The sequence below is a fragment of the Mesorhizobium sp. 8 genome, assembly GCF_006351905.1.
GTDB classification, from domain to species: domain Bacteria; phylum Pseudomonadota; class Alphaproteobacteria; order Rhizobiales; family Rhizobiaceae; genus Mesorhizobium; species Mesorhizobium composti.
Genome location: NZ_CP040914.1, coordinates 4771701 through 4797299, shown reverse-complemented (window position 1 = coordinate 4797299; position 25599 = coordinate 4771701). Strand labels below are relative to the sequence as shown.

Annotated in this window: 18 protein-coding genes; 3 read left to right on the top strand and 15 right to left on the bottom strand. The window is 65.2% G+C overall.

Annotation, left to right across the window (positions count from 1 at the left end; translation table 11 throughout):
- Nucleotides 1-17 precede the first annotated feature (17 nt).
- Nucleotides 18-824 (top strand): helix-turn-helix transcriptional regulator, encoded by an 807-nt coding sequence (locus FGU64_RS23080; protein WP_139955199.1) that lies wholly within the window; start codon nucleotides 18-20, stop codon nucleotides 822-824.
- Here FGU64_RS23080 and FGU64_RS23075 read toward each other — a convergent pair.
- Nucleotides 821-1771, bottom strand: coding sequence for a DMT family transporter (locus FGU64_RS23075; RefSeq protein ID WP_246671200.1), 951 nt, complete (start codon nucleotides 1769-1771; stop codon nucleotides 821-823). The genes FGU64_RS23080 and FGU64_RS23075 overlap by 4 nt on opposite strands.
- A gap of 299 nt (nucleotides 1772-2070) precedes the next feature.
- Here FGU64_RS23075 and pepN point away from each other — a divergent pair, with 299 nt between their 5' ends.
- Both pepN and FGU64_RS23065 read left to right on the top strand, forming a co-directional pair.
- Entirely contained in the window at nucleotides 2071-4716 is a 2646-nt protein-coding gene (pepN, locus tag FGU64_RS23070) for an aminopeptidase N (RefSeq protein WP_139955198.1), read from the top strand.
- A 168-nt stretch (nucleotides 4717-4884) separates the two neighbouring features.
- Nucleotides 4885-7212 (top strand): PAS domain-containing sensor histidine kinase, encoded by a 2328-nt coding sequence (locus FGU64_RS23065; protein ID WP_139955197.1) that lies wholly within the window; start codon nucleotides 4885-4887, stop codon nucleotides 7210-7212.
- A 5-nt stretch (nucleotides 7213-7217) separates the two neighbouring features.
- On the opposite strand, the gene FGU64_RS23060 is transcribed toward FGU64_RS23065, so the two are convergent.
- The 14 genes from FGU64_RS23060 to FGU64_RS22995 form a co-directional block, all read right to left on the bottom strand.
- On the bottom strand, nucleotides 7218-10175 hold the full coding sequence (locus tag FGU64_RS23060) for a bifunctional [glutamine synthetase] adenylyltransferase/[glutamine synthetase]-adenylyl-L-tyrosine phosphorylase (protein ID WP_139955196.1): 2958 nt from the start codon (nucleotides 10173-10175) through the stop codon (nucleotides 7218-7220).
- A gap of 13 nt (nucleotides 10176-10188) precedes the next feature.
- Nucleotides 10189-11631 carry a HAMP domain-containing sensor histidine kinase gene (locus tag FGU64_RS23055; RefSeq protein WP_136357966.1) on the bottom strand — a complete coding sequence of 481 codons (1443 nt, stop codon included), beginning with the start codon at nucleotides 11629-11631 and terminating at the stop codon, nucleotides 10189-10191.
- Between the two features lie 5 nt (nucleotides 11632-11636).
- Entirely contained in the window at nucleotides 11637-12311 is a 675-nt protein-coding gene (locus FGU64_RS23050) for a response regulator transcription factor (RefSeq protein ID WP_136357964.1), read from the bottom strand.
- 193 nt (nucleotides 12312-12504) lie between these two features.
- Nucleotides 12505-14031: a DegQ family serine endoprotease gene (locus tag FGU64_RS23045; RefSeq protein WP_139955195.1), complete on the bottom strand. Its 1527-nt coding sequence runs from the start codon at nucleotides 14029-14031 to the stop codon at nucleotides 12505-12507.
- Nucleotides 14032-14180: 149 nt separating this feature from the next.
- Nucleotides 14181-14561 carry a cytochrome c-type biogenesis protein gene (locus FGU64_RS23040; protein WP_246671394.1) on the bottom strand — a complete coding sequence of 127 codons (381 nt, stop codon included), beginning with the start codon at nucleotides 14559-14561 and terminating at the stop codon, nucleotides 14181-14183.
- 86 nt (nucleotides 14562-14647) lie between these two features.
- The gene (locus FGU64_RS23035; protein WP_139955194.1) at nucleotides 14648-16639 is read right to left on the bottom strand and encodes a heme lyase CcmF/NrfE family subunit; all 1992 of its coding nucleotides are present in this window, start codon (nucleotides 16637-16639) and stop codon (nucleotides 14648-14650) included.
- A gap of 5 nt (nucleotides 16640-16644) precedes the next feature.
- The gene (gene ccmE, locus FGU64_RS23030; protein WP_139955193.1) at nucleotides 16645-17088 is read right to left on the bottom strand and encodes a cytochrome c maturation protein CcmE; all 444 of its coding nucleotides are present in this window, start codon (nucleotides 17086-17088) and stop codon (nucleotides 16645-16647) included.
- A gap of 3 nt (nucleotides 17089-17091) precedes the next feature.
- Nucleotides 17092-18222: a c-type cytochrome biogenesis protein CcmI gene (gene ccmI, locus FGU64_RS23025; protein WP_139955192.1), complete on the bottom strand. Its 1131-nt coding sequence runs from the start codon at nucleotides 18220-18222 to the stop codon at nucleotides 17092-17094.
- Nucleotides 18223-18328: 106 nt separating this feature from the next.
- Complete coding sequence (locus tag FGU64_RS23020; RefSeq protein ID WP_348639780.1) at nucleotides 18329-18748, bottom strand: RT0821/Lpp0805 family surface protein; 420 nt, start codon at nucleotides 18746-18748, stop codon at nucleotides 18329-18331.
- A 109-nt stretch (nucleotides 18749-18857) separates the two neighbouring features.
- The gene (locus FGU64_RS23015; protein ID WP_139955190.1) at nucleotides 18858-20246 is read right to left on the bottom strand and encodes an ATP-binding protein; all 1389 of its coding nucleotides are present in this window, start codon (nucleotides 20244-20246) and stop codon (nucleotides 18858-18860) included.
- A gap of 34 nt (nucleotides 20247-20280) precedes the next feature.
- Nucleotides 20281-20946: a response regulator transcription factor gene (locus FGU64_RS23010; RefSeq protein ID WP_136357951.1), complete on the bottom strand. Its 666-nt coding sequence runs from the start codon at nucleotides 20944-20946 to the stop codon at nucleotides 20281-20283.
- Between the two features lie 77 nt (nucleotides 20947-21023).
- Nucleotides 21024-21323 (bottom strand): hypothetical protein, encoded by a 300-nt coding sequence (locus FGU64_RS23005; protein WP_139955189.1) that lies wholly within the window; start codon nucleotides 21321-21323, stop codon nucleotides 21024-21026.
- Between the two features lie 125 nt (nucleotides 21324-21448).
- Nucleotides 21449-21655 carry a hypothetical protein gene (locus FGU64_RS23000; protein WP_139955188.1) on the bottom strand — a complete coding sequence of 69 codons (207 nt, stop codon included), beginning with the start codon at nucleotides 21653-21655 and terminating at the stop codon, nucleotides 21449-21451.
- Nucleotides 21656-21689: 34 nt separating this feature from the next.
- Complete coding sequence (locus FGU64_RS22995) at nucleotides 21690-25589, bottom strand: glycoside hydrolase/phage tail family protein (RefSeq protein ID WP_139955187.1); 3900 nt, start codon at nucleotides 25587-25589, stop codon at nucleotides 21690-21692.
- Nucleotides 25590-25599 lie beyond the last annotated feature (10 nt).

The following is a 25599-nucleotide window of genomic DNA, read 5'->3' as shown; positions in this document are numbered from 1 at the left end:
GAACCGGGAGATCGAGCGTGACCGGAAATGCCAACGCCGTCGGCGACCTCATCCGCGAGTGGCGCGCCCGCCGCCGCATGAGCCAGCTCGACCTCGCCAGCGAAACGGATATCTCGCAGCGGCATCTCAGCTTCCTGGAAAGCGGTCGCGCCGCGCCGTCGCGCGACATGGTGATCCGGCTGGCGGACGGGCTAGACGTGCCGTTGCGCCATCGCAACCGCATGCTGCTGGCGGCCGGTTTCGCGCCGCACTACAGCGAACGGCCATTGGCCGACCCTTCCCTGTCGCCTGCACTGGAAACAGTGAAACTGGTGCTGAAAGGACACGAGCCATTTCCCGCTTTCGCCGTCGATTCGCACTGGAACATGGTGACGGCGAACGATGCGGTCGGCCCGCTCATCGCCGGCGTCGAGGACCCGGCCCTTATGGAGCCGCCGGTCAACGTCCTGCGGCTGTGCCTGCATCCGAAAGGGCTGGCGTCCAGGATCGCCAACCTGGCGGAATGGCGAGCGCATCTTCTGGCGCGGCTGAAGCGGCAGAACGAAGCCTTCGCCGATCCCTCGCTGGAAAAGCTGGAGGAAGAGCTGCGCGCCTATCCGGGCGGCGTTTCGCAGGGCCGGATCGTCCATGACGAGGGCACGGCCATCGCCCATCTATTGCAGATGAGGGTCGGCGAAGATGTGCTGTCGTTCATCTCGACGATCACCGTGTTCGGCACGGCGCTCGACGTCACGCTGTCCGAACTGGCGATCGAATCGTTCTTTCCAGCCGATCCGGAGACCGCGGCGATCCTGACGCATATGGCCAGGAACCGTTCAACCTAGCCCTGCGGCGAGACGACCCGCCGCGCGGCGCCGCGAGACAGGCCGAGCTGGCGCTCGCGCCAGATGATGAAGATGCCCGCTCCCACGACGATCAACCCGCCGACCAGCATGTAAGGGGTCGGCACGTCGCCGAAGGCGAAGTAGCCGACGACGATCGCCAGGATCATCGAGGTGTATTCGAACGGCGCCACGACCGAGACCTCGGCATGACGATAGGCCGACGTCATCAGGATCTGGCCGAGCCCGCCGCAGAATCCGGCGGCGATCAGCGCGCCGTATTGCTGCGGGCTGAGAGCCTCCCAGCCGAACGGGATCGACAGCAAGGACAGCACGCTCGCCATCAGCGAAAACCACAGCACGATGGTGGCCGTGCGTTCGCTATGGACGAGATTGCGCACCAGAATGGCCGCGACGGCGGATGTGCAGGCACTGGCGAGGGCGGCGATGACGCCCATCACTTCCTCCTCGGCCATGGCGCTACCGGAGGACAGCAGCGTCAGTTCCGGCCAGGCGATGATGACCACGCCGACCAGACCGACCACCACCGCGCTCCAACGATAGATGCGGATCGTCTCGCCGAGGAAAACGGAACTGAAGACGACGACCAGCAACGGCTGCGCGTAGTTCAGCGTGATCGCGTCGGGCAACGGCAGGCGGGTCAGCGCGAAAAAAGTCAAAGCCATGGAGCAGACGCCGATAACGCCGCGCGCCACGTGTCCCATCGGCCTCTTGGTGGCGAAGGCCGTGCCAAGCTCGCGCTTGAAGCCGAGGAACAGCAGGATCGGAAAGATGGCGAAGAAGGACCGGAAGAAGACGATCTGTCCCGCCGGCAGCGTACCCGCCGCCTTGATGAGCGACGACATGCAGACGAAAATCGCCACCGACAGCACCTTCAGCGCTATCGCCGTCAGCGCCCCGCGCGAACCGGGAGCCTCATGCGCCTTCACTTGTTCCGATTCCCCCAATCGCTGCTCAGATCCGAGCCGGCGTGGCCGGCATCTCGATATGGCCGATACCGCAGGCGCCGTAAAGCGCGTCGGTCACCGGGCGGCAACAATACGGTAGCGCCCTGTCAAACTTCGGTGTGGCTGCCGCCACGGCGCCCCACCATAATATTTGGGTTGGAAACGAACTATCCGGACAAGGCCGGCCGCGGTTTTGTTGAGGGGTGGTTTCGTGTAAAGGGTCGCCACCTTGAATTTTCTTAAGCCATCCGGCCCCGCCGGCCGGCAAGTGGGACAGCAGCATGCGTACAGACACCGGCCAGGTTTTCAAGCTTGAGGACTATCGTCCCAGCGACTACCTCATTCCTCGGACGGAGCTGAGCTTCCGCCTGTCGCCGGATGCGACCGAGGTGAAGGCGGTGCTGACCATCGAGCGGCGCGACGGCGTGGCGACGACCGCTCCGCTGGTGTTGGACGGCGACGGGCTGCTCCTGAAAAAACTGGAGATCGATGGCACGCCGCTGGCCCAGTCCACCTACACGGTGACGCCGGATAGGCTGGAGATCGTCCACCCGCCGGAAGCCAAGCGCTTTACGCTCACCATCGAGACGGAAGTGGCGCCGGTGCACAACGAGGCGCTGATGGGGCTTTACCTGTCGAACGGCGTCTACTGCACCCAGTGCGAGGCCGAAGGTTTTCGGCGCATCACCTATTTCCTCGACCGGCCCGATATTTTGTCGGTCTACACGGTGCGCATCGAGGCACCCAAGGCGGAGGCGCCGCTGCTCCTGTCCAACGGCAATCCGCTCGAACGGGGCGAGATGGCGGGCGGCTGGCACTACACCGTCTGGCACGATCCCTTTCCCAAGCCGTCCTATCTGTTCGCGCTCGTCGCGGGCAGCCTCGGCATCCTCAGCGACCGCTTCGTCACCCGCTCGGGCCGCGAGGTCGAACTGGGCATCTACGTCGAGCACGGCAAGGAGAAGCTGGCCGACTATGCCATGGACGCGCTCAAGCGATCCATGAAGTGGGACGAGGACGTGTTCGGCTGCGAATACGACCTCGACGTCTTCAACATCGTCGCGGTGTCCGACTTCAACATGGGCGCGATGGAGAACAAGGGCCTCAACATCTTCAACGACAAATACGTGTTGGCCGACCGCGAGACGGCGACGGACGCCGACTTCGCCAATATCGAGGCGATCATCGCGCACGAGTATTTCCACAATTGGACAGGCAACAGAATCACTTGCCGGGACTGGTTCCAGCTCTGCCTGAAGGAAGGGCTGACGGTCTTCCGCGACCACGAATTCTCCGCCGACCAGCGCTCGCGGCCGGTCAAGCGCATCGCCGAGGTGCGCACGCTGCGCGCCCACCAGTTTCCGGAGGACCAGGGGCCGCTGGCGCATCCGGTGAGGCCGCGCCGCTACCGCGAGATCAACAACTTCTACACCGCGACCGTCTACGAGAAGGGGTCGGAGGTGGTGCGCATGATCCGCACCGTCCTCGGGCCGGAGGCGTTCCGCGCCGGCATGGACCTCTACCTCAAGCGCCACGACGGCGAGGCGGCGACGATCGAGGATTTCCTCAAGGCGTTCGAGGACGCCTCGGGGCGCGACCTGTCGCAGTTCGCGCTGTGGTATCATCAGGCCGGCACACCGAACTTGACAGTTTCGTCGGCCTATAACGCGGCGGCGCGCGAGTTCACAATAGAGATCGAGCAGTCGGTTCCGCCGACGCCGTCTGAAAGCCGCAAGCGGCTCATGCACATTCCGCTGGCCTTCGGCCTTGTCGGCGCAGATGGTCGCGACATGGCCTATGAGAGCGTCGAGGGCGCCATGGTGGACGATGGCGTCATCCATGTGCGCAAGCGCCGCCACAGCATCCGATTTTCCGGTATCGCCGAGCGCCCTGCCCTGTCGCTCAACCGCGGGTTTTCCGCGCCGATCACGCTTTCGGTCGAACAGAAGACGGAAGACAGGATCTTCCTTTCCGGCCACGACAGCGATCCCGTGGCGCGCTGGCAGGCGTTCAACACGCTGCTCACCGAGGCGCTCATAGCAGCCTCCCGCCAGATTCGGGGCGGCAAACGACCGGTCTTTTCCGACCGGCTTTCCGCTCTGGCGGGGCAGATCGCCTGTGACGATGCTCTTGAGCAGGCTTATCGCGCACTGGCGCTGGCGCTACCCGGCGAAGCGGACATCGCGCGCGAGATCGGCAACGATATCGACCCCGACGCGATCTTCGCCGCCCGCGAGGCGCTGGCGAAGCGCATCGCCGAGGAGAACGGCCCGTCGCTGCGTGATCTCTATGAGCGGCTGCGTGACAACGGCGAGTTCAGCCCGGACGCCGCCGGCGCCGGACGGCGGGCCCTGCGCAACGCGCTGCTCGATTATCTGGCGCTGCTGACGGACGGCGCCTCACTTGCCGCCGACCATTTCCGCCTGGCCGCCAACATGACCGACTGCGCGGCAGCCCTGACGGTGCTTGCTCATCGTCATTCCGGCACGCCGCAGGCTACTGGGGCGCTCGCGGCCTTCGAGGCCCGCTACGCGAACGATCCTCTGGTGATGGACAAATGGTTCCTCGTCCAGGCCAGCGTGCCGGGCGCTCAGACGGTCGAGACGGTGCGCGGGCTGACAGAGCATCGCGGCTTCTCGATGAGCAACCCGAACCGCGTGCGCGCGCTGGTCGGCACCTTCGCCAATGCGAACCAGACCGGTTTCCACCGCGCCGACGGGGAAGGCTACCGCTTTTTCGGCGAGATGGTGCTGGAGGCCGAACGACGCAATCCGCAGCTGGCCGCGCGGCTGGCGACGGCGATGCGTTCGTGGCGCTCACTGGAAACCGGACGGCGCGACAAGGCGCGCGCAACGCTGCTGGCCATTTCTGGCACAGAGGGCCTTTCCACGGACCTGCGCGATATCGTCGAGCGGATGCTGGCCTGAGAACGCTGAAGGATAGGCGAGCCCGTCATGAGGACGGGCTGCCGCCCGCGGCGAATCATTTCTTCGACGGACCACTGGACAAGCCGAATCACCTCTGATTCTTTAGGCGAAGATTCGGAAGTGCGGCGTTGCCGGATCGTCAAGCAAAGTTCGGGGAGAAAGCCAGTGGTGGCGAAGGCGGACGCGTGGGGCGCGCCCGGCGGGACGGTTTTTGAGCGGCGCAAGGCGGGACTGCGCGAGCGCGGCCTTGCCGGCAGCACGCGGCTGATCGCCGAGCCTGCCTATCGCAAGCTGCTCGCAGCCGAACCCCTCCTGCGCAAGCTGATCCCGACGCTCATCGTCATCTTCCTGCTCGTCGTGGCGACGCTGCGGCTGCTGTCGCTGCTGAACTGGCACGACGAGGCGGAGCGCAACGCCAAGGCCCTTCTCTCGCTCGGCGCCGGTGAACTCGCGGCGAGCGCGGGAGACCTGTCCGCCGGTGACCTGCAGGCGCTGCTGGAACGCGTCGGACGCCGCGGTGAACTCGGCACGGATCATGTGCTGGTGCTCACCGACGCCCGCTTCAAGGTACTTGCCGTCTCGCCGACGTCGACGCGCTGGCACGGCCAGGCGCTCGACGCCATCGTATCGGGTGGCCAGCCGCTGTTCCTGTTCGGCGAGCGGGCCGGCGTGATGTCGGTACGGGTCGGGGGCAGCGACTGGTACGCCGCCGTCGCGCTGAAGCCAGACGGCAAGGGCGCCGCCGCGGTGATGGTTCCGCAGCACGCCGTCTTCACCGAATGGCGGCGAACCGTCTCGCTGAACGTCTCGCTGTTCGTGCTGACGGCGGGCGTCCTTCTGGTCATCCTCTACGCCTATTTCACCCAGGCCTCGCGCGCCCAGGCGGCCGACCGCATGTATCTCGAAGCCCATGAGCGCATCGACATGGCGCTGGTGCGCGGCCGCTGCGGTCTGTGGGACTGGGACATGGCGCGCGGCAAGATGTACTGGTCGCGCTCCATGTACGACATGCTGGGCTACGAGCCCTGCGAGGCGATGCTGTCCTTCGGCGAGGTCGACGCCATCATCCACCCCGAGGACGGCAACCTGTTCGATCTGGCCAACCGCATCGTCGCGCGCGAGATCGACCAGATCGACCAGGTGTTCCGCATGCGCCACGCCGACGGCCAGTGGGTGTGGATGCGCGCCCGCGCCCAGGTGATGGACCCGGAGGCGCCGGAAATCCAGTTGATCGGCATCGCCGTGGACGTCACCGAACAACGGCACCTGGCGCTCCGCTCGGAAGCCGCCGACCTGAGGCTGCGCACAGCCATCGAAAACATCAACGAATCCTTCGTGCTGTGGGACGCGGCCGGACGGCTGGTGATGTGCAACTCGAAATACCAGCAGGACAACGGCCTGTCCGACCGCGCCGTGATGCCCGGCACGGCGCGCGCGCAGGTCGAGGAACGCATGCTCGCCTTCGCCTCGGAGCGGCGGCTGGCCAACGCCAACGGGCCGAACGGCGGCGTCACCTACGAGCGCCAACTGGCAGACGGGCGCTGGTTGCAGGTCAACGAGTTGCGCACCCGCGACGGCGGCACCGTTTCGGTCGGCTCCGACATCACCCAGATCAAGCAGCATCAGGAAAAGCTGGTCGACAGCGAACGTCGCCTGATGGCGACCATCCACGACCTCAGCCTGGCGCGCCGCGCGGAGGAAGACCGTTCGCACGAACTGGTCGAGCTCAATCGCAAATATATGCGAGAGAAGGACCGCGCCGAGGCGGCCAACCGGGCCAAGTCCGAATTCCTCGCCAACATGTCGCACGAATTGCGCACGCCGCTCAACGCCATCATCGGCTTCTCCGAACTGATGGAGCAATCCCTGTTCGGACCGCTCGGTTCGCCGCGCTACGACGAATATGCGAACGACATCAACTCCAGCGGCAAATATCTCCTCGGCGTCATCAACGACATCCTCGACATGTCGAAGATAGAGGCCGGCCAGTTCTCGATGGAGCGGGAAGAAATCGACCTTTGCCCGCTGATCAAGGAAACGGTGCGCGTCGTCTCGCTCCAGGCTGCGCAGAAATCGATCACGGTGGAAACGCGCATCGCCGACAGCATGGCGCTGTTCGCCGACCGCCGCGCCATCAAGCAGATCGTCATCAACCTGTTGTCCAATGCCGTGAAGTTCACCGGCCAGGGCGGCCGCATCACGCTGCGCGCCCGCAACGCGTCCGGCGCCATGATCCTCACAATCGAGGACAACGGGTGCGGCATCCCGAAGGACGCCCTGGGTAAGCTCGGGCGACCCTTCGAACAAGTGCAGAACCAGTTCTCGAAGAACCACACCGGGTCCGGCCTTGGCCTCGCCATTTCGCGCTCGCTCGCGCAACTGCATGGCGGCGCGCTCAAAATCCGCTCGACGGAAGGTTCTGGTACCATCGTCTCGGTTCGGATTCCGGCCGGCAAGAAGCCGACATCGCCGCGACAGATCAAGAAGGCGGCCTGAGCCGGCTATTTCCGCTTCTTCAGCAAGCGTCCGAAAATTCCGCGTACCTCGCCCGCCATCTCCTTCAGATGCGCCTCCAGCACGGAAAAGTCGGGCAGATCGGTCGCAGTCAGAAGAAGGTCGGCCAGACCGGGCGGCACGTCCTTGCGATCGAAGGGGCTATCCAGGCAGAGCCGGATTATCTGCATCAACGCGAGATAGAGCGACCACGCCCGGACAAGGTCCTGCCGCGTCGATCCGTCCGCAAACGCCGGAGCGAGTCGCGCCAGCGTCTCGGCCGTGTTGGCGGTGCGGCCCTCGCCTTCGACCTGCCCCGTCAGCGTCGCCACCTGCGCGATGAATTCGAGGTCGATCAGCCCGCCCGGCACCAGCTTGATGTCCCACAGGTCGCGCGGCGGCTTCTCCTCCTCGATCAGCGTGCGCATCTCTGCCGCCTCGGCTCGCACCTTGGCGGCATCGCGCGGCAGGGCGAGGATCGCGGCGACCTCGGCGTCGATCTCGGCCGCCAGTTCCGGTTCGCCGGCGATGGCGCGCGCGCGCGTCAGCGCCATCTGCTCCCAGGTCCAGGCATCCTGCCTTTGGTACTTGCGAAAGGCCTCGACATGGGTCGCCACCGGCCCCTTGTTGCCGGAGGGACGCAGGCGAAGGTCCAGTTCGTAGAGGACGCCTTCGGCGGTCGGCGCGGAGACGGCGGCGATGAGGCGCTGGGTCAGCCGGCTGAAATAATGCGACGGCGCCAGCGGCTTGTCGCCGTCCGATTCTTCGGCATCGGTGTCGTGGTCGTAGAGCAAGATCAGGTCGACATCGGAACCAGCCGTCAGCTCGCGGCTGCCCAGCTTGCCCATGCCGAGCAGCACGATCCTGCCACCCCGAACACGGCCATGACGGATGGAAAACTCCGCCTCCACCGCCTCCAGCGCAGCACCGATGGTAAGGTCGGCGAGATCGGAGAACGCCTTGCCGGCGCGGGCGGCGTCGATCGAACCGGCCAGCAGGCGCACGCCGATCAGGAATTTCTGCTCCGAGGCGAAGATGCGCAACCGGTCGAGCACATCCTCGTAGGCACGCTCACCTTCCAGAAATGCGGCGAGGCGCGCGGCCAGATAGGCGCGGTTGGGGAGTTCCGTGAGCAGCGCCGGATCGAGCAGTCCGTCGAAGACGTGCGGGCGCCGCGTGATGACGGCGGCCAGCCGCGGCGCCGCGCCCATGATCGTGGCGAGCAGCCTCAAAAGCGCGGGATTGGATTGCAGCAGCGAAAAGAGCTGGACGCCGGCGGGTAGTCCGGCGAGGAACTCGTCGAACCGCATCAGCGCCTCGTCGGCGCGCCGCGTCTTGCCGAAGGCTTCCAGCAGCGCCGGCGTCAGTTCCGTCAGCCGTTCGCGCGCCTCGGCCGAGCGGGTGACGCGGTAGCGGCCGAAATGCCAGCTGCGAATGACGCGGCAGATGTCGCTCGGCCGTTGGAAACCCAGCCGGTGCAGCGTCTGCAATGTGTCGGGATCGTCGACGTCGCCGGTGAAGACCAGATTGCCGACGCCGGACGACAGCTCGGGCGCCGCTTCGAACAGCGCGGCATAGTGCGCCTCTACCTGCTGGAGGGATGCGCGGAAAGCATGGGAAAAGCTTTCGGCATCCGCGAAGGCGAGCATGTGGGCGATGCGCTCCAGCCCCTCGTCGTCCTCCGGCAGCGTATGCGTCTGCTCGTCGGCGACCATCTGGATGGCATGCTCGACGCGGCGCAGGAACCAGTATTGGCGGGTCAGCGCATCGCGCGCCTCCGCCGTGATCCAGTTGCGTTTAGCCAGTTCGGCCAGCATCGCCACCGTCTCGCGGCCGCGCAGTTCGGGAAAGCGGCCGCCGGCGATGAGCTGCTGCGTCTGGACGAAGAACTCGATCTCGCGGATGCCGCCGCGGCCGAGCTTGACGTTATGGCCGCGAACGGCGATCTCGCCATGGCCCTTGTGCGCGTGGATCTGGCGCTTGATGGAATGGACATCGGCGATTGCCGCATAGTCCATGTATTTGCGCCAGACATAGGGCTGGAGTTCCTTGAGAAAAGCCGTTCCCGCCTCGATATCGCCGGCCATCGGACGAGCCTTGATCATGGCCGCCCGTTCCCAGTTCTGGCCGCGGCCCTCGTAGTAATTCAGCGCCGCCAGCACCGGAATCGCCAGCGGTGTCGAGCCGGGATCGGGGCGCAGTCTCAGATCGGTCCGGAAGACGTAGCCGTGTTCGGTGCGATCCTGAAGGATACGCACCAGCCGCCGCGTCAGCCGGGAAAACAGGTCGGTGGCGTCGGAAGGATCGATGATCGCCGGCCGCTCGGGATCGAAGAAGGAGATCAGGTCGATATCGGAGGAGAAATTCAGCTCGCGCGCGCCGAGCTTGCCCATGCCGAGCAGAATCCAGCCCGATCCCTTCGCCGGATTTTCCGGGTCGGCGAGGCTGAGCTTGCCCTGGCGATGTGCGTCGCGCAGCAGAAAATCGCTGGCTGCGTCGACGCAAGCGTCAGCAAGCCTGCTCAACCGCCGCACGGTTGCCTGAGTGTCGGCCTCGCCGGCAAGATCGGCAAGCGCAATCAGGAAATGCGCCTCGGTCTTGCGTTCACGCAGGCTGGCCATCAGGGCAGGTTCGGTGAGGTCCGGCACGAGGCCCGAACGGCCGATCTCGGTAACGATGGCGGCAAGACGTTCCTCGACGCCCCGATCGAACAGCGCATCAAGCATGCTCGGACGGCGGCGTGCGAGATCGCGCAGGAAGGGGGAAAGATCGAAGACCGCGCCAAGGAAATCGCGGTCAGGAGATTTCGCGGTGAGCAGCTTGGCAACGCGCGCCAGGCTGTCTTCCGACGCGGCGTCGGCGATCTCGGCCAGTTCGCGTTCGGCCCGGCCGACATCGAGAGGCGCCAGCGTCACCGTTGGCTTCAGCAGCCACCCTCCTCTCGTGCGCTCCACCGTATCCGCCATGTGTACGACCCAGCTATTTCGGACGATCTTCCTTATCAGGAAAATCCATCGTCACGGATAGTCCGGGATCGGCGGGTGCAAGATCAAGCTGACCGCCGTGGAATTTCATCACCGCCTTGGCGAGGCTCAGGCCAAGGCCGGAACCCGGTTGCGAACGGCTCTTTTCCAGCCGCACGAAACGCTCGGTCGCACGCTCGCGGTCGGTGGCATCCGGAATGCCCTGGCCGTTGTCGGTCACCGTAAGCCGGATTCGCCCGCCGCCGCGCGCCAGCGCGACACGCACGGCGGGCTTGGCGGTCGCATCCTGCGAATATTTGATGGCATTGTCGACGATGTTGGACAGCGCCTGGCCGATCAGTTCGCGGTTGCCGTCGACCATGCAGGTTGTCCCGGCGTCCGCTTCGAGTGCGACGCCGGCTTCCTCGGCCACCGGCTCATAAAGCTCGACCACGTCGCGCACGGCGGCGGCGAGATCGACCCTCGTCGTATGCTCGGAGGAATAGCCTGCCTCCAGACGGGAGATCATCAGGATGGCGTTGAAGGTCTTGATGAGGTGGTCCGATTCGGCAATCGTTCCCTCGAGCGCCGCGCGATAGTCGGCAACCTTGTGATTGCCGGCCAGCGTCGCTTCGGCCCGGTTGCGCAGCCGTGTCAGAGGCGTCTTCAGGTCGTGGGCGATGTTGTCCGAAACCTGCTTCAGCCCTTCGTTGAGCATAGCGATGCGGGCGAGCATGGTGTTGAGGTTTTCCGACAGCCGGTCGAATTCGTCTCCGGCCCCCGTCACGGGCAGGCGGCCGGTGAGATCGCCGCCCATGATGCGCCGGCTCGCCTCCGAAACGCCGTCGATACGCTTCAGCGCCGCCCGGCCGACGAAGAACCAGATCAGCAGGCCGCCCAGCCCCATCATGCCGACGGCCAGCATCAGCGCCCGGCTGACGACGGCGCGGAAACGCTCCGGCTCGCCGAGGTCGCGACCGACCAGCATGATCATCTGGTTCGGCAGGCGCAGCACCACCGCTATGGCGTTGTGGCCGGTAGCGGCAGGAGCGGAAGCGACACCGCGCTGGCGGTCGGCCTCCCCCTCGCCGTAACGCTGATAGGAAAAGGGCCGTGTGGTCCAACCGTCCGTCTCCAGCACGCCGGGTTCAAGGCTGCGCACGTTACCGGTGAGGATCTGGCCGTTGGTGTCGGCGATCAGGTAGAGGTTGGCGCCCGGCTGGCGAGAACGCTGCTCGACGACGCGCACCAGCGTCGGCAACCCGCCGCGCTGATAGGCGCGCGCCAACCCCAGCACCTCGTCGTTGATGGTTTCCTGCGTCTGCGCCGTCAGCATGCGCGACGACAGCGAGGTCATGTAGAAGACGAGGAGAATGGCGCACAGCGCGAAAAGCAGAAGATAGAGGGCCGATAGCCGCGCAGCCGTCGTCCTCATGATGGCGGGCACGGAAAGCGCCATGAAAGCTAGTCGCCCCTCAGCATGTATCCGGCGCCACGGATCGTATGCAGGATCGGCGCGTCGAAACCCTTCTCGATCTTGCCGCGCAGCCTGGAGACATGCACGTCGATGACATTGGTCTGCGGATCGAAATGGTAGTCCCAGACGTTTTCGAGGAGCATGGTGCGGGTCACCACCTGTCCCGCATGACGCATCAGATATTCAAGCAGGCGGAATTCGCGCGGCTGCAGGGTGATCTCGCGCCCGGCGCGGCGGACCGAATGGGACAACCTGTCCAGTTCCAGGTCACCGACCCGATAGACGGTCTCGCTTTCCTTGGCGCTTGCACGCCGGTTCAGCACCTCGACACGCGCCAGCAGTTCCGAAAAGGCGTAGGGCTTGGTCAGATAGTCATCGCCGCCGGCACGCAGGCCGGTGACGCGGTCATCCACCTCACCGAGCGCGGACAGGATGAGCACCGGGGTCGTATTGCCGCGGGAGCGCAGCGCGGCAATGACCGACAAACCGTCGCGGCGCGGCATCATGCGATCCACCACCATCACGTCGTAGTCGCCGGAATCGGCCAACGCAAAGCCCGTTTCGCCGTCGCCGGCGACGTGCGCGGTATGGCCGGCCTCGGTAAAAGCCTTTTCCAGATAGTTGGCAGCCTCGCGATCGTCTTCGATGACAAGAATCTTCATGGCATCGTTATACGCGATTCCTGCGGTTCTGGCGGCAGCCATGGCTCAAACCTCGCAAAGCTTTGCGGCAGCGGGTGATGGGACCCGCTGCCGCTGGAACCGGATGCGATGACTGACAAACGTACCCGGTTCCATGCTTTCCCATGCCGCGGCTCGGGGGTGTTGAAACCGCAGCATGGGAAAAGGGTCCCGGTCAGCCCTTGGCGACCGGCAGGGCGACGAAGCGGTTGTTGTCGTCGCGGCTGATCTGGACGAGTACAGATTTACGGCCCGCCTTGGCGGCTTCCGCCATCGCCTTGGTGATGTCGTCGGGGCCGGCCACGTCCTGCGAATTGACGGCGGTGATTACGTCGCCTGCTTGGATGCCGCGATCGGCGGCATCGCTGTCGGGGTCGACATCGGTGACGACGAGCCCCTTGCCGTCATCGGATTTCGTGACCGTGAGGCCGAGATCGGCAAGGCTGTCGGGCTTCACCGGCGCGCTTTGCTGGTCGTCGTTCGAAGCCTGCTTGTCGCTTTTCGGCAGCGTGCCGAGATCGACCTTGACGGTTTCGGCCTTGCCGTTGCGCCAGACGGTGACGTCGACCGACTTGCCCGGCGCATAGGCGCCGATCAGGCGCGCCAGTTCCTTGGTCGAGGCGACGTCCTTGCCGTCGACCTGGGTGATAACGTCGCCGGGCACGATGCCGGCCTTCTTCGCCGGGCTGCCGTCCTGGGAACTCGCCACCAACGCGCCCTTGGCTGACGACAGGCCGAGCGATTCGGCGATGTCGTCGGTGACGGGCTGGATCTCGACGCCCAGCCAACCACGCTCGACGCTGCCGTCCTTCATAAGATCCTGCACGACCATCTTGGCGGTCGAGGCGGGAATGGCGAAGGCAATGCCGACGTTGCCGCCCGAGGGCGAGAAGATGGCGGTGTTGATGCCGACCACCTGACCGCTCAGGTTGAAGGCGGGACCGCCAGAGTTGCCGCGGTTGACGGCCGCATCGATCTGGATGAAGTCGTCGTAGGGACCGGCACCGATGTCACGGCCGCGCGCCGAGATGATACCGGCGGTGACGGTGCCGCCGAGGCCGAACGGGTTGCCGACGGCGACCACCCAGTCGCCGACCCGAACCTTCGAATCGTCGGCGAAATCGACATAGGTGAATTTCTGGCCCTTGCCGTCCACCTTCAGCACCGCGAGATCGGTGCGGGGGTCGGTGCCTATCAGCTTGGCGTCCAGTTCCTTGCCGTCGTCCGTCACGACGGTGAAGGCAGAGCCTTCCTCGACGACGTGGTTGTTGGTGACAACGTAGCCGTCCTCCGAGATGAAGAAGCCGGAGCCCTGCGCCACCGGACGCGGCTTGTCGCCGCGACGGTCGCGGCGCTGATGCCAGCGATTGTCGTTACGGTCGCCGAAATGGAATTCCTTGAAGAAGCGACGAAGCTGCGGATTGTCGGGCAAGCCGTCGGGGCCCTGGAAGAAGTCCGGGCCGTCGTCGGAGGCGGGCTGGATCTTTGCCTTGACACGGACACTGACGACGGCCGGCGAGACATGCTCGACAACGTCGGCGAAACTCGGAACCTGGGGAGCCTCGACCTTGACAGCGTCGGCCAGCACCGGAGCGGTCCCGGTGGTGACGGCGCCGAACCCGATCGCGCCTGCGATTGCCAGCGAGGCAGCGGCGGCCGACAGGCGGCTGCGGGTGCGGGGGAGCTTGGAAGCGGTGTTCATCAATCTCTTTCCTCTGAAGAAGGAATTCGGGGGCAGAATGCGTTGGAAGCATCCGATAGCCACAGAGATAGAGAGCACCACATTACCGGGCGATGGCCGGTACATGACAAAATCGTAATGTTGGAGGACGCGATTCGGGAGGATGTGATCTATTCGCGTTTGAGCAAGGTTTCGAGCGCAGCCTTCTCCTGCTCGGACAATGCCTCGGCTTCAGCCGGCCTTCCGGCCCGGCTGGCGCGAAAGACGAACAGGCCGCCGGCCAGAAGAAGCAGCACCGGAGCGCCCCATAGAAGCAGCGTGCGAAGCTCGAAACGCGGTTTCAACAGGACGAATTCGCCATAGCGCGAGACGATATAGTCGATGACCTGCTTGTCGGTGTCCCCCGCCTTCAGGCGCTCGCGAACGAGGATGCGGAGATCGCGGGCGAGATCGGCGTCGGATTCGTCGATCGACTGGTTCTGGCAGACCATGCAGCGCAGCCCTTCGGACAGGGCGCGAGCCCTCGCCTCGAGCGCGGGATCGGCCAGCATCTCGTCGGGTTTGACTGCCTGCGCCACGCCCGACAGGGCAAGCACGAACAGCAGGGACAGGGAAAGCAAGGCGGTGCGAGCGCGGTTCACGAGACGCCGGCTCCGCCTGCCGCGACCGCTTTGTTGCGGCGTCGTGCCGGCGCGCCGACACGCAGACGCCGATCCGCCAGCGACATGGCGCCACCGACCATCATCACCAGTCCGCCGCCCCAGATCAGCGTCACCAGCGGCTTCCACCAGATGCGCACGACCACGGAACCGTCTGCGCCTTCGTCGCCGAGCGAAATATAGAGCTGGCTGAAGCCGATCGTCCTGATGCCGGCTTCCGTCGTGGTCATCTGCCTCACGGGATAGAACCGTTTCGAGGACGTGACCTCACCGGAGGCCGCGCCGGCCGCATTCAAGAGGACGAAGCGGCCGTTCTGCTCGGTGTAGTTCGGTCCGGGTGCCGGGTACAGTCCATCGAAACGCAAGGCGCGGCCGGCGATTTCGACCGTCTCGCCGGCATGCATGGACAGGATACGCTCCGCCCCGAAGCACAGCGTCCCGACCATGCCGAGCAGCGTCAGCCCAAGGCCGAGATGAGCAATAGCCGTGCCGAAGATCGAGCGAGGAAGACCGACCAACCGCCGCGCCGAGACATTCCAGGCGACATTGCCGACGCCGGCCTTGACGGCAAGATCGGTGAGCGCGCCGCAAATCAGCCAGAAGGCCAGACCGGCACCCAGCGCGGCCAGTACGGAGGCGCCGTCGATGAAGACCAGCGTCACCAGCGCCGCCAGCAATGCCGCCGCGAAGGCGACCATAAGGCGCTGTGCGGCGGCCAGGACATCGCCACGCTTCCAGGCAAGCAGCGGGCCGAACGGCACCAGAAGCAGCAACGGGATCATGAGCGGGGCGAAAGTCGTGTTGAAGAAGGGGGCGCCGACCGAAATCTTGTCGGCCGAAAGCGCCTCGACGGCGAGAGGGTAGAGCGTGCCAATGAGTACGGTCGCGGTGGCCGTCGTCAGGAACAGGTTGTTGAGCACCAGCGCGCCTTCGCGGGAAATCGGCTGGAACAGGCCGCCTGCCGCCAAGGTGGAAGCACGCAGCGCAAACAGCGCCAGCGAGCCGCCGATGAACAGCATCAGGATCGCCAGGATGAAGACGCCTCGGGTCGGATCGGTGGCGAAGGCATGGACGGAGGTGAGCACGCCCGACCGCACCAGGAAGGTTCCGAGTAGCGACAACGAGAAGGTGAGGATGGCCAGAAGCAGCGTCCAGATCTTCAGGGCGGAACGCTTTTCCATGACGATAGCCGAATGCAGCAGCGCGGTGCCGGCCAGCCACGGCATGAAGGACGCATTCTCGACCGGATCCCAGAACCAGAAGCCGCCCCAGCCGAGCTCGTAGTAGGCCCAATAGGAGCCCATAGCGATGCCGCCAGTCAGGAAAATCCAAGACACAAGCGTCCACGGACGCACCCAGCGCGCCCAGGCGGCGTCGATGCGCCCCTCGATAAGGGCCGCGACCGAAAAGGAGAAGCAGACGGAAAAGCCGACATAGCCGAGATAAAGCAGCGGCGGGTGAACCGCGAGGCCGAAATCCTGCAGGATCGGGTTGAGGTCGCGCCCCTCGACCGGCGCCGGCGAAAGCCGTGCGAACGGGTTGGAAGTGACGAGGATGAACAGGAAGAAAGCGGTCCCGATCGCGCCCTGCACGGCCAGTACGTTCGCCTTTAGTGTGGCGGGCAGGTTGGTACCGAAGACGGCGACCAGCGCGCCGAAAAAGGTGAGGATCAGAACCCACAAAAGCATGGAACCTTCGTGGTTTCCCCAGGTGCCGGTGATCTTGTAGATGAGCGGTTGAAGGGAGTGCGAATTCTCCCAAACATTGGCGACCGAAAAATCGGACCGCGCATAGGCGATCGCCAACGCCGTAAAGGACAGGGCCGTCAGCGCGAAGCCGGTTACCGTCACCGGGCCGGCAACTGCCATCATCGACTGGCTGCCGACACGCGCGCCGACGAGCGGAACGATCATCTGCACCAAAGCCAGCGCGAGGGCCAGAACGAGCGCGAAATGTCCGATTTCAACCATGGCTGCTACTGGCTCTCGCTCTCGACCCAGACACCCTTGGCCTTCAACCCGTCGGCGACTTCCTTCGGCATATAGCGTTCGTCATGCTTGGCGAGCACGCTGTCGGCGACGAAAGTCCCATCCTGACCGAAAGTACCCTCGGTTATGACGCCCTGCTCTTCCCGAAAGAGGTCGGGCAGGATGCCGGTGTAGGTCACCTTGACGGATTTTTCGTGGTCGGTCACCGCGAAAGCGACAGTAGCACCTTGGCCGCGCACGATGCTGCCCTTCTCCACGAGCCCGCCCAGGCGGATGCGCTGTCCGGGCTGGACCGTAGCGGTGGCAAGATCGGCGGGCATGTAGAAGTAGGACGCCTTCTGGCCCAGCGCGTAGAAAGTCAGTCCCGTTGCGGCGGCAAGGAACACCAGACCTCCCACGATCACTGACAGCCGCTTCTGCTTGCGTGTCATGGCCTACTCCGTCGCCGCCAGCCCGAGCGATGCTGCAAAAGCGGACACTTTCTTCGCGGCCTCGCTGTCGGCTCCGAGGGCGGCGACACCGCGCGTCAGCGCGTCGCGCGCCTGGTCTGTCTTGCCCAGCACGACATAGGAACGGACAAGCCGCATCCAGCCGTCCGCGTCGTCCGGATCACGGCGCAGTTTTTCATCCAGGCTCGCCACCATCGTTTCGATCATGGCGGCGCGATCCTGCGGCGACATGGCCTGCGCTGCCGCCATGTCCTGCTGCGAGGGGCCGTCGCCAGCAGCCGGCGCCTGCCGACCGTCCGCTTCCGCCAGGGCTTCCTGTGCGGCGCGGCGCCACGGCGAATCTGCCGGCAGCGCGGCCAGCATCCGCTGCCAGCTGGCCTTGGCGTCTCCCGTGCGGCCTTCCTGCGATGCGGCCATCGCCAGATAGAAGACGGCCTTGGGATTCATGGAATCGAGCTTCAGCGCGGCCTCGAAGGCGGCCTGCGCCTCGGCCGAAACGATGCCGTTCGAGACATAGGCCAACGCTTCGCCCAGGCCTGCCTGACGGGCCGCCGTCGACCCTTCGAGGCGGATGGCGTTGCGGTATGCCGTCACGGCGTCCGAAAAGCGCTGCAGGCGCAGATAGATCGGGGCCAGCACGTCCCATCCCTTGCCATCGGAAGGATCGGCCGCCAGATGCGCTTCCGCGCGCGCCACCAGTTCGTCCACCGAACTGTCGGCCGGGTTCTTCGCCATCCGCTCTGCAAGCGGTTGCGACGGCAGATCGGGCGAACCGAGCATCCCATAAACGCCCCAACTGACCAGCGGGATGGCAAGTACGGCCGCCGCCGAGATGACCCTGAGCGCGGCTCCGTTCGATCGAGCCACGCCACCATTGGACGCGACTGCATCGGCACGCAGGAGACGACGGCCAATCTCGGCCCGCGCCTGCTCGGCTTCGGTAGACTGGATCAAGCCTCGGCCGAGATCGCGATCGAGTTCCGCGAGTTGGTCGCGATACACCGCCACATCGGGGCTTGAGCCAGCCAGACGGCGCGAAGCTCCGCCTGCCAGCGGCAGCAGCACCGACAGGCTGGCGGCCAGCGTCAAGGCGGCGGCGATGATCCAAAAGAGCATGGCATCCCAAATAAACGCGCGGCCACGATCTGCCAACTACAGCGTCCTGCGACGCTTTGGCCGAATCCTGGCCGATCGCTTCCCGCCATGGCCGATGCGATGCGGTTCAGTTCAGTAGCGACCAGCTTCCATCGGCATTGCGGCAGGCCGTTCCGCGCGCGGTCACACCGCCGCCGCCAGCATGGACGGTCTGGGCATATTGGCGACAGTCCTGCGAGCCGACACGATAAGGTTGCGCGGCGACGACTTCGCCGTAATGGCCCGCCTGATCGCCCTTCCAGCCCACCGCCTGCCCGCTCGCTGTGTATTCCAGTGCTTTGTATTCAGCTTCCAGCGCATTGCGCTTCTCATCGGCGCTCAGGCCGACGCCGATCGAACCGCTGACGAGACCGCCGCCCATGGCCGCAATGACCGACGAGGAAACCTTGCCGCCGGCCGCGTTCGCAGCGAACACACCCGAGCCCTGGTTCGAGCCAGTAGTGCTGCATCCGGCAATGCCGGCAAGAAGGCCGGAAACCAGAACCAAACGAATTCTCATGCCACACCGGTTTCCAAGGCGCCGTCCCACGCTTCAGCGCCCCGGTAGTGCCAATATTTGGCCGAAATTGGGCTACCCACAAGGCTCCTCCCGGCGATCATTGCAGACTCCGCAACCTGACCACGGCTCTCAGGCCGCCCATCGCGGACTGTTCAAGCGCCAGTCCGCCCCCGTACTCGTTGACGAGATCGGCGACAATGGCAAGCCCCAGGCCCGTGCCCGGCTTGGTCTCGTCCAATCGCTTGCCGCGCTTGAGGGCTTCACGCGCCTTGTCCGCCGGTATGCCCGGCCCGTCGTCCTCGATGGCGATCGCGAACAATTCCGTACCGTCTGCCGCCTGCAAGGCAGGGCTAACGACGATCGCCACCTTGCTCCTTGCCCATTTGGCGGCGTTTTCGAGCAGGTTACCCAATATCTCTTCGAGATCCTCGCGCTCACCGGCGAAGATCACCTCCTCGGTCGGAAGCGTCCAGGAAACGGCAATCTGAGCGTTGAGCTTCTGCACGACCCGGCCCAGCCGCTGCACCAACTGCCCGACGGGGGTCCGGTAGACGACGCTGTCGCGCTGGGCGGCCATGCGGGCACGCTGCAGATAGTGCTCGACCTGCTTCTGCATCGACGCAGCCTGGTCGACGATCAACTGGCCACGCGCATCGCCAAGGGCGCGGCCTTCGTTCAGCAGCACCGCCAGCGGTGTCTTGAGGGAATGGGCGAGATTGCCCACCTGCGTGCGCGATCGCTCGACGATGCGCTTGTTGTTCTCGATCAAGGCATTGGTTTCGTTGGCCAGCGGTTCGATCTCGGTCGGAAAGCGACCGTCCAGCCGACGCGCGGTTCCCTCGCGCACCATGGCCAGCGCATTCCTGACCCGGCGCAGCGGCTGAAGTCCGAGCACGATGGCGATTGCATTGATGGCGATCATGCCAGCGCCGAACATGGACAGATAGGTCAGCAGGCGTCGCTGGAATGTGGCGATCTCGGTTTCGAGTTCGCTACGGTTGCCCATGACCCGAAAGCGCGCCGCACGGTTCTTGGCGTCGAGCACGAATTCGCTCTCGAACACTTCCAGCTCCTCGCCGTTCAGGCCTTTCGTTGTGTATTTACGCTGGAAGGCCGAATTGAACGGCACCTCGGCAACGCTCGGCGAGGGAATAGACTGGGTCAGCGAAAACGACCGCAAGTTACCGCTCACTCCCGGCGATGCCGGCTCGACCGACCAATACCAGCCCGATTTCGGTTGGGAAAACCTAAGATCGCCAAGGTCCGGCGAGCCGGTAAGATTGCCCGCATCCGAAATTCCGACGGAGCCGATGAGATTGAACAGGTGGGCCGATAGGAGGCTCTCGAAACCCCGTTCGCTCGTCTGGCGGTAAAGCGTGGTGATGAGGGTGAAGATGACGACCAGCGTCAGGATCGCCCAAACGGTGGAGAAGGCGACGACCCGGAAAGTCAGCGAGCGCAGCCAGAAACGCACCGTCGGCGCCATTCCGGCACGAGGTCTGGTCAGCAGCGGTTCCGCCTCAAGCCTCCGTCTCGCGCATGCGATAGCCCATGCCGCGCACCGTCTCGATGAGGTCTATGCCCATCTTCTTGCGCAGGCGGCCGACGAAAACCTCGATCGTGTTGGAATCGCGATCGAAGTCCTGATCGTAGAGATGCTCCACCAGTTCGGTCCGCGAGACGACTTCGCCCATATGGTGCATCAGATAAGCGAGCAAGCGGAATTCGTGTGACGTCAGCTTCAGCGGCACGCCGTCGATGTCGGCCTTCGACGCCTTGGTGTCGAGGCGCAGCGGGCCGCAGGTCAGTTCCGAGGAGGCATGGCCGGCGGCACGGCGGATCAGCGCGCGCAGGCGCGCAAGCACCTCCTCGATATGAAAGGGCTTGGCGACGTAGTCGTCCGCGCCTGCGTCGATACCGGCGACCTTGTCGCTCCAGCGGTCGCGCGCCGTCAGGATGAGCACCGGCATCTTGCGCCCATCGCGCCGCCAGCGCTCGACCACGCTGATGCCGTCCATCTGCGGCAAACCGATATCCAGCACAACGGCATCGTAGGGTTCGGTATCGCCGAGGAAATGCCCCTCCTCGCCGTCATAGGCCCGGTCAACGACATAGCCGGCATCCGACAAGGCGTCGGAAACCTGCCTGTTGAGTTCCTTGTCATCCTCGACGACGAGTACGCGCATCGTGTCCTTTCTGCCCGCCAGACACCAGATATAAGGCGATTCCAAAACCTTGGGAAACGAGGTCCGATCCTTGCGGCTCAGCCTTGCGGCACGACGATCTCGGCCCTGCGCGGACGTTCGCCTTCCTTGCCCGGCACGAGCACCACGATCACGCAGACCGCCTGCCCGCCTCGCGTGGCCGACGACGCCTTGGCGAGCGTCCCGCCATTCTGCGCGGCCACCCGCTGGCCCACCGCGTAACAGTCGGCCGCCACCGTCGACACCGGGTCTACATAATGCGGCACGGCGACCGAGAAGGCGCTGGCTTGCGCGAGGAACAAGGCGCCGGCACACAAGGCCAGCGCGATAGTTCCGAAAAGGGAGGTCAGCCGTTTCATGGCGAGCGTTCTAATATACCCGTGCTGAACATGGAATGAACACAGCAACGCCCGCAAAGCATCCGCCCTGAAATCACGCGCCACAAAGCCGGACGCAACGTTGCCCGGCCTCCCCTGCACTTACACTAACCTATCCTCGCCTTCGCCGACAACCGGCCAAAGATAGCCACCAGTCCCGACACGGCGCTGACGATCTGAAGCAGCGTTTCGGTCAGCGCCTGTCCGTCGACGCCGTCGATGGGCAGGCCTGTCAGGCCGGCGGCACCGGTCAGGACTGTCACGATGGATGCCCAGATGGTGCGGGACAGATACCAGGGTTTGCTCGTGGTCATGGCAAGGTCCTTTCGTTGAGAAAATTGCGATAGCTCAGGCGAGCGCCAGACGACGGCTGGCGGGCAGGCCCCAGCCGATCGACGTGCCAAGCTGGCGAACCGTGAGATCGATACCAGCAGGCAGGCTGCCGAAATCGCTCGCAATCGCAGCGGCTTCGTAGGTCCAGCGCGGTTCCGTCACATCCACTGTCCGAATCGCCGGGCCACCGACAGGCGCGATTTCCAGCCGGTATTGTTCAGTCTCCTCACCCAGCGGAACATCACCGCCTTCCCATCGATCCGCGTCGATGCGACCGCATCGAATCCAGGACAGCGTCACGTCGCCGCCGCTGCGCGTCGCCCTTAGATGGACAGGCGCATAGGGCAACAGCGCTCGCACGCCGCCCACCTGAGCGGTCTGGACGAAATTGTCGGCGGAGAAATCGAGGGAAGACGGCCCGGCTCGCCAGTTCAGCGACAGGCCGACCTCGCCCGGCAGCAAGCCGGCCGGCGTTACCGCATCGTCCAGGACTACAAAATCGGCGCCTGCCGGTGCACCTGCGGCCATGGCGTCGGTGGTGCCGAGCTGGCCACGCAGCAAAATGGACAGCTTCCAGATCTGCGGCGCCACCTCCTCGGCGGCTTCGAATTGCAGGATTTCCCATGCGCCGGTGACCGAACGGACAGCTGCCGCATTGGCACCGTTCAACAGCTGGAGACGGCTGATACTGGCAATCCCGGCATCGAACAGTTCGACGAAGAGCGAACCGGCACGGTCGATCCTCCCGGCAAAACCGGAACCGAGAGCGGCCGTCAGGCGGCCGAGGCTCGCGCGCTTTGTTACGAGCGCGCGAGCCGTGAAACCGGACTCTTCGGGAGCGACGAAAAGCGCCTGGCTGCGCCACGGCTTTTGCCAGGCGGCCACACGGAACTGGTCCTGCGGCGCACCGCTTCCCACCACCGCCGGCAGATCCAGGAAAAGGACGTGCGGTTGGCCGACGATCGCCGGCGCGCTCACACTTACCGAGGGCAGCGCGCCCGACCAAACCGCCGGGGCACCGCGTGTGATCTGTCGGGCCGAGACCTTGCGGACCAGACCGTCCTCGACCTCGGTGACGATGAACTCGGAAGGATTGCCGGATGCCGCGACCGTGACGATGGTGCCGAGAGCCACATCGACCTGCGGCTGCGGCAGGGAAAAGCTGGTCGTCTCGCGGCCGTACCAGGTGCGCTTCAGCCAATCGTCAAGCAGGGCTCGGGCCTGGCCGGCCTCCAGCACGCCGGGGAAGGAGAGCGCGTGTTGCCGACTCCCCGGCGCGCCAAGCCGAACGCTGCGGACCGACGCCGCCTGGTATTCGCCGAGCGGATCGCGGAAAGTCAGGATCGCTTCGGCCGGCAGATTATGATTGGGCTCGCGCTTCGTCTCGACTACCGGCCCGTCCGACACCGCGACGAATTCGCTTACCGCCAGAGCAGCGGTGCCGGAAGCGCCTGTCTGCCGCAGCACCAGCCGGTCGGCCCCTTGCGCCACGACAAGACCGAACAGGTCGAGCAGCGGCTCCAGCGCAGCGCGCGCGGAGGTGGGATCATCGACCACATAACCGACGACGGAGCCGGTCACGGCGCCGGTGTCGGCCATGGACTGGCCATGGTCCGTCAGGATCGCGTTGACGAGATCGCCCAGGGCCGGATTGGCGATGCGGCCGTTCAGCCAATGGCCGCGGTTCCAGTTCGCGCCGTCGCTCCATAGGTCGCCGCGCAGCGGAAAGGCGGGAAAGGGTCTGGCATCCCACGCCCAGATGTAGATGCGCGAAAAGTCCACCATGCGACCGCCATAGACGGATGAAAGCGGATTGGCCGCATCGTCGGAACCGACGGCGGCGGCATCCCAGTGGCGGGCATGCGCTTCCAGGAAACGATGCTGGGCAGCGTCCGAGCGGCCGCCACCCGAGAAATAAGGCATGCCGTTCTCGGCCGATTTCGGATCTGGAAAGACATTCGGCTGGTTCGGTCCCTTGTCGACCGCCGGACAGCCCAATTCCGTCATCCATATCGGCTTGGCCTGCGGCACCCAGGCGGTCGGAGACGCTTTCTCCATCCCTCCGATACGGTCGAAATGCCTGTTGGACCACCAGCTCACGATGTCCTTGTAGCGATAGGTCCACGGCTTGCCGTAGGCGCCATCCATGATCGGCACGCGGACGCGGGCTTCGCGCGCCTCTGCATCGGGATAGTACCAGTCGAAGCCCTCGCCGCCGGCAATGGCGCCGGCAAGGCCCGCCGGATCGTAGGGGCTCGCGAAGCCGTCCGGATTGCCGCCGGCATAGTCGGCGTCGCGCCAGTCGGACAGCGGCATATAGTTGTCGATGCCGACCGCATCGATGGCAGGATGCGCCCACAGCGCATCGAGATGGAAAAAGACGTCGCCACTGCCGTCGGCCGGATGGTGGCCGAAATACTCGCTCCAGTCGGCGCCATAGGTGATGTGCGTGCCCGCCCCGAGCACCGTCCGGGCATCCGCCGCCAGCGCGCAAAGCTGCTCGACGAAGGGAAAAGCATCCGCCTGGTCGCGCAATGTCGTCAACCCGCGCAGTTCGCTGCCGATCAGAAAAGCATCGACGCCGCCCGCGCGCGCGGCCAGATGGGCATAGTGGAGGATCAGCCGCCGGTATCCCCAGTCGCTGGCTGATCCGGAAAACGTGATCGTATCGCCGCCGGATGCGGAGAATTGGCCAGGCAGTGCTGCCCCACAGAATGCATCGACCTGCGTGCGAGCCGCAGCAGTCCGGTCCGCACTGCCGGGCAGCAGGGGGGCAAGTTCCGCCGTGATGCGGCCGCGCCAGGGATAGCTCGGCTGTGCAGGCCGTCCATAGGGATCGGGCAAGCCGTTGCCATCGGGTATGTCCATCATCAGGAAGGGGTAGAGCGTGACGCCCAGTCCGCGCGCCTTGATCTCGGCAATAGCGTCGATCACACTGCGGTCGGACGGCGTGCCACCATAGGCTGCGCCGCCGTCATGCCAGGAAACGACTGGCGCATCGGCGCGCTGGACGCCGGACACGACCCAATCGCTGGACAGCCCATCGCCGCCAGCGGTCGTCACGGCCGGGCGGATGCGGCAGTGCCCTGCCCTCAGATCGTCGCCGAACCAGGTGACGATGAGCGCCACGTGCTGGAGATTGGGGCATGTCGCCTGCAATTCGTCGAGCGAGGCCGCGATATCGGTCCCGGCGAAGAGGACGTTGCGGTTCACCGCATCCGCTTCGCCGGGCCGGTACTGCCGGCTGACGAGGGCTGGCGACAGGCCATATTCGATGGCGCCCGGAAGCAGCGCGACGGCGCGCACGGATCGATGGAGCGCGCCAACCGGACGGATGACCTCGAACTGCATCTGCGGAACACGATTGCCGTAGTCACCGATCGGCAGCCTGTCGAGCACGACGTAAGCGACGTCCCGGTAGGCGGGCGTATTGCCGGCACCCTGCTTTGCTTCGATCAGCGGATCGGCCGGTTGCCCAGCCGTACCCTGATAGACGCGCAGTTCGACCGTCTCGCGATCGATCTCGCGACCGTCCGCCCAGATGCGGCGGATGCCGGCGATCTGGCCTTCGCACAGCGCGAAGGCGACATTGGCGTAGTAGGAATATTCGGTGACCTTGGGGCCGAGCTTGCCCTGCCGCCGGGTCGCCTTGCTCTCTTCGAAACGTGTCGCCCAGATCAGGATGCCGCCAAGCCGCGCCGTGCCGTAGAGACGCGGCAGCGCCACGCCCTCCTCGGCGGTGAACGGACGCGCGCCGCTGAGACGAGATCCCTCGATGCGGTTGGTGCCGTTGATCAGCGCCCGGTCGACGGCATAGCCGGCCAGAGCGCCGGCAGCAGTGCCAATGGCCGTGCCGACAGGACCGAGCAGGCCACCGAGATAGGCACCCGCCGCTTGCAGAAGAATAGTCGCCATCGAGGCTCCC

Coding starts and splice junctions, on each gene's coding strand:
- FGU64_RS23010 (WP_136357951.1), bottom strand. CDS start 20,946: ATGCGCGTACTCGTCGTCGAGGATGACAAGGAACTCAACAGGCAGGTT.
- FGU64_RS23060 (WP_139955196.1), bottom strand. CDS start 10,175: ATGGCGGATACGGTGGAGCGCACGAGAGGAGGGTGGCTGCTGAAGCCA.
- FGU64_RS23055 (WP_136357966.1), bottom strand. CDS start 11,631: ATGGCGCTTTCCGTGCCCGCCATCATGAGGACGACGGCTGCGCGGCTA.
- ccmI (WP_139955192.1), bottom strand. CDS start 18,222: ATGCTCTTTTGGATCATCGCCGCCGCCTTGACGCTGGCCGCCAGCCTG.
- FGU64_RS23000 (WP_139955188.1), bottom strand. CDS start 21,655: ATGACCACGAGCAAACCCTGGTATCTGTCCCGCACCATCTGGGCATCC.
- FGU64_RS23050 (WP_136357964.1), bottom strand. CDS start 12,311: ATGAAGATTCTTGTCATCGAAGACGATCGCGAGGCTGCCAACTATCTG.
- FGU64_RS23045 (WP_139955195.1), bottom strand. CDS start 14,031: ATGAACACCGCTTCCAAGCTCCCCCGCACCCGCAGCCGCCTGTCGGCC.
- FGU64_RS22995 (WP_139955187.1), bottom strand. CDS start 25,589: ATGGCGACTATTCTTCTGCAAGCGGCGGGTGCCTATCTCGGTGGCCTG.
- pepN (WP_139955198.1), top strand. CDS start 2,071: ATGCGTACAGACACCGGCCAGGTTTTCAAGCTTGAGGACTATCGTCCC.
- FGU64_RS23005 (WP_139955189.1), bottom strand. CDS start 21,323: ATGAAACGGCTGACCTCCCTTTTCGGAACTATCGCGCTGGCCTTGTGT.
- FGU64_RS23015 (WP_139955190.1), bottom strand. CDS start 20,246: ATGGCGCCGACGGTGCGTTTCTGGCTGCGCTCGCTGACTTTCCGGGTC.
- FGU64_RS23040 (WP_246671394.1), bottom strand. CDS start 14,561: ATGCTGGCCGATCCCGCGCTCGAGGCGAGGGCTCGCGCCCTGTCCGAA.
- ccmE (WP_139955193.1), bottom strand. CDS start 17,088: ATGACACGCAAGCAGAAGCGGCTGTCAGTGATCGTGGGAGGTCTGGTG.
- FGU64_RS23035 (WP_139955194.1), bottom strand. CDS start 16,639: ATGGTTGAAATCGGACATTTCGCGCTCGTTCTGGCCCTCGCGCTGGCT.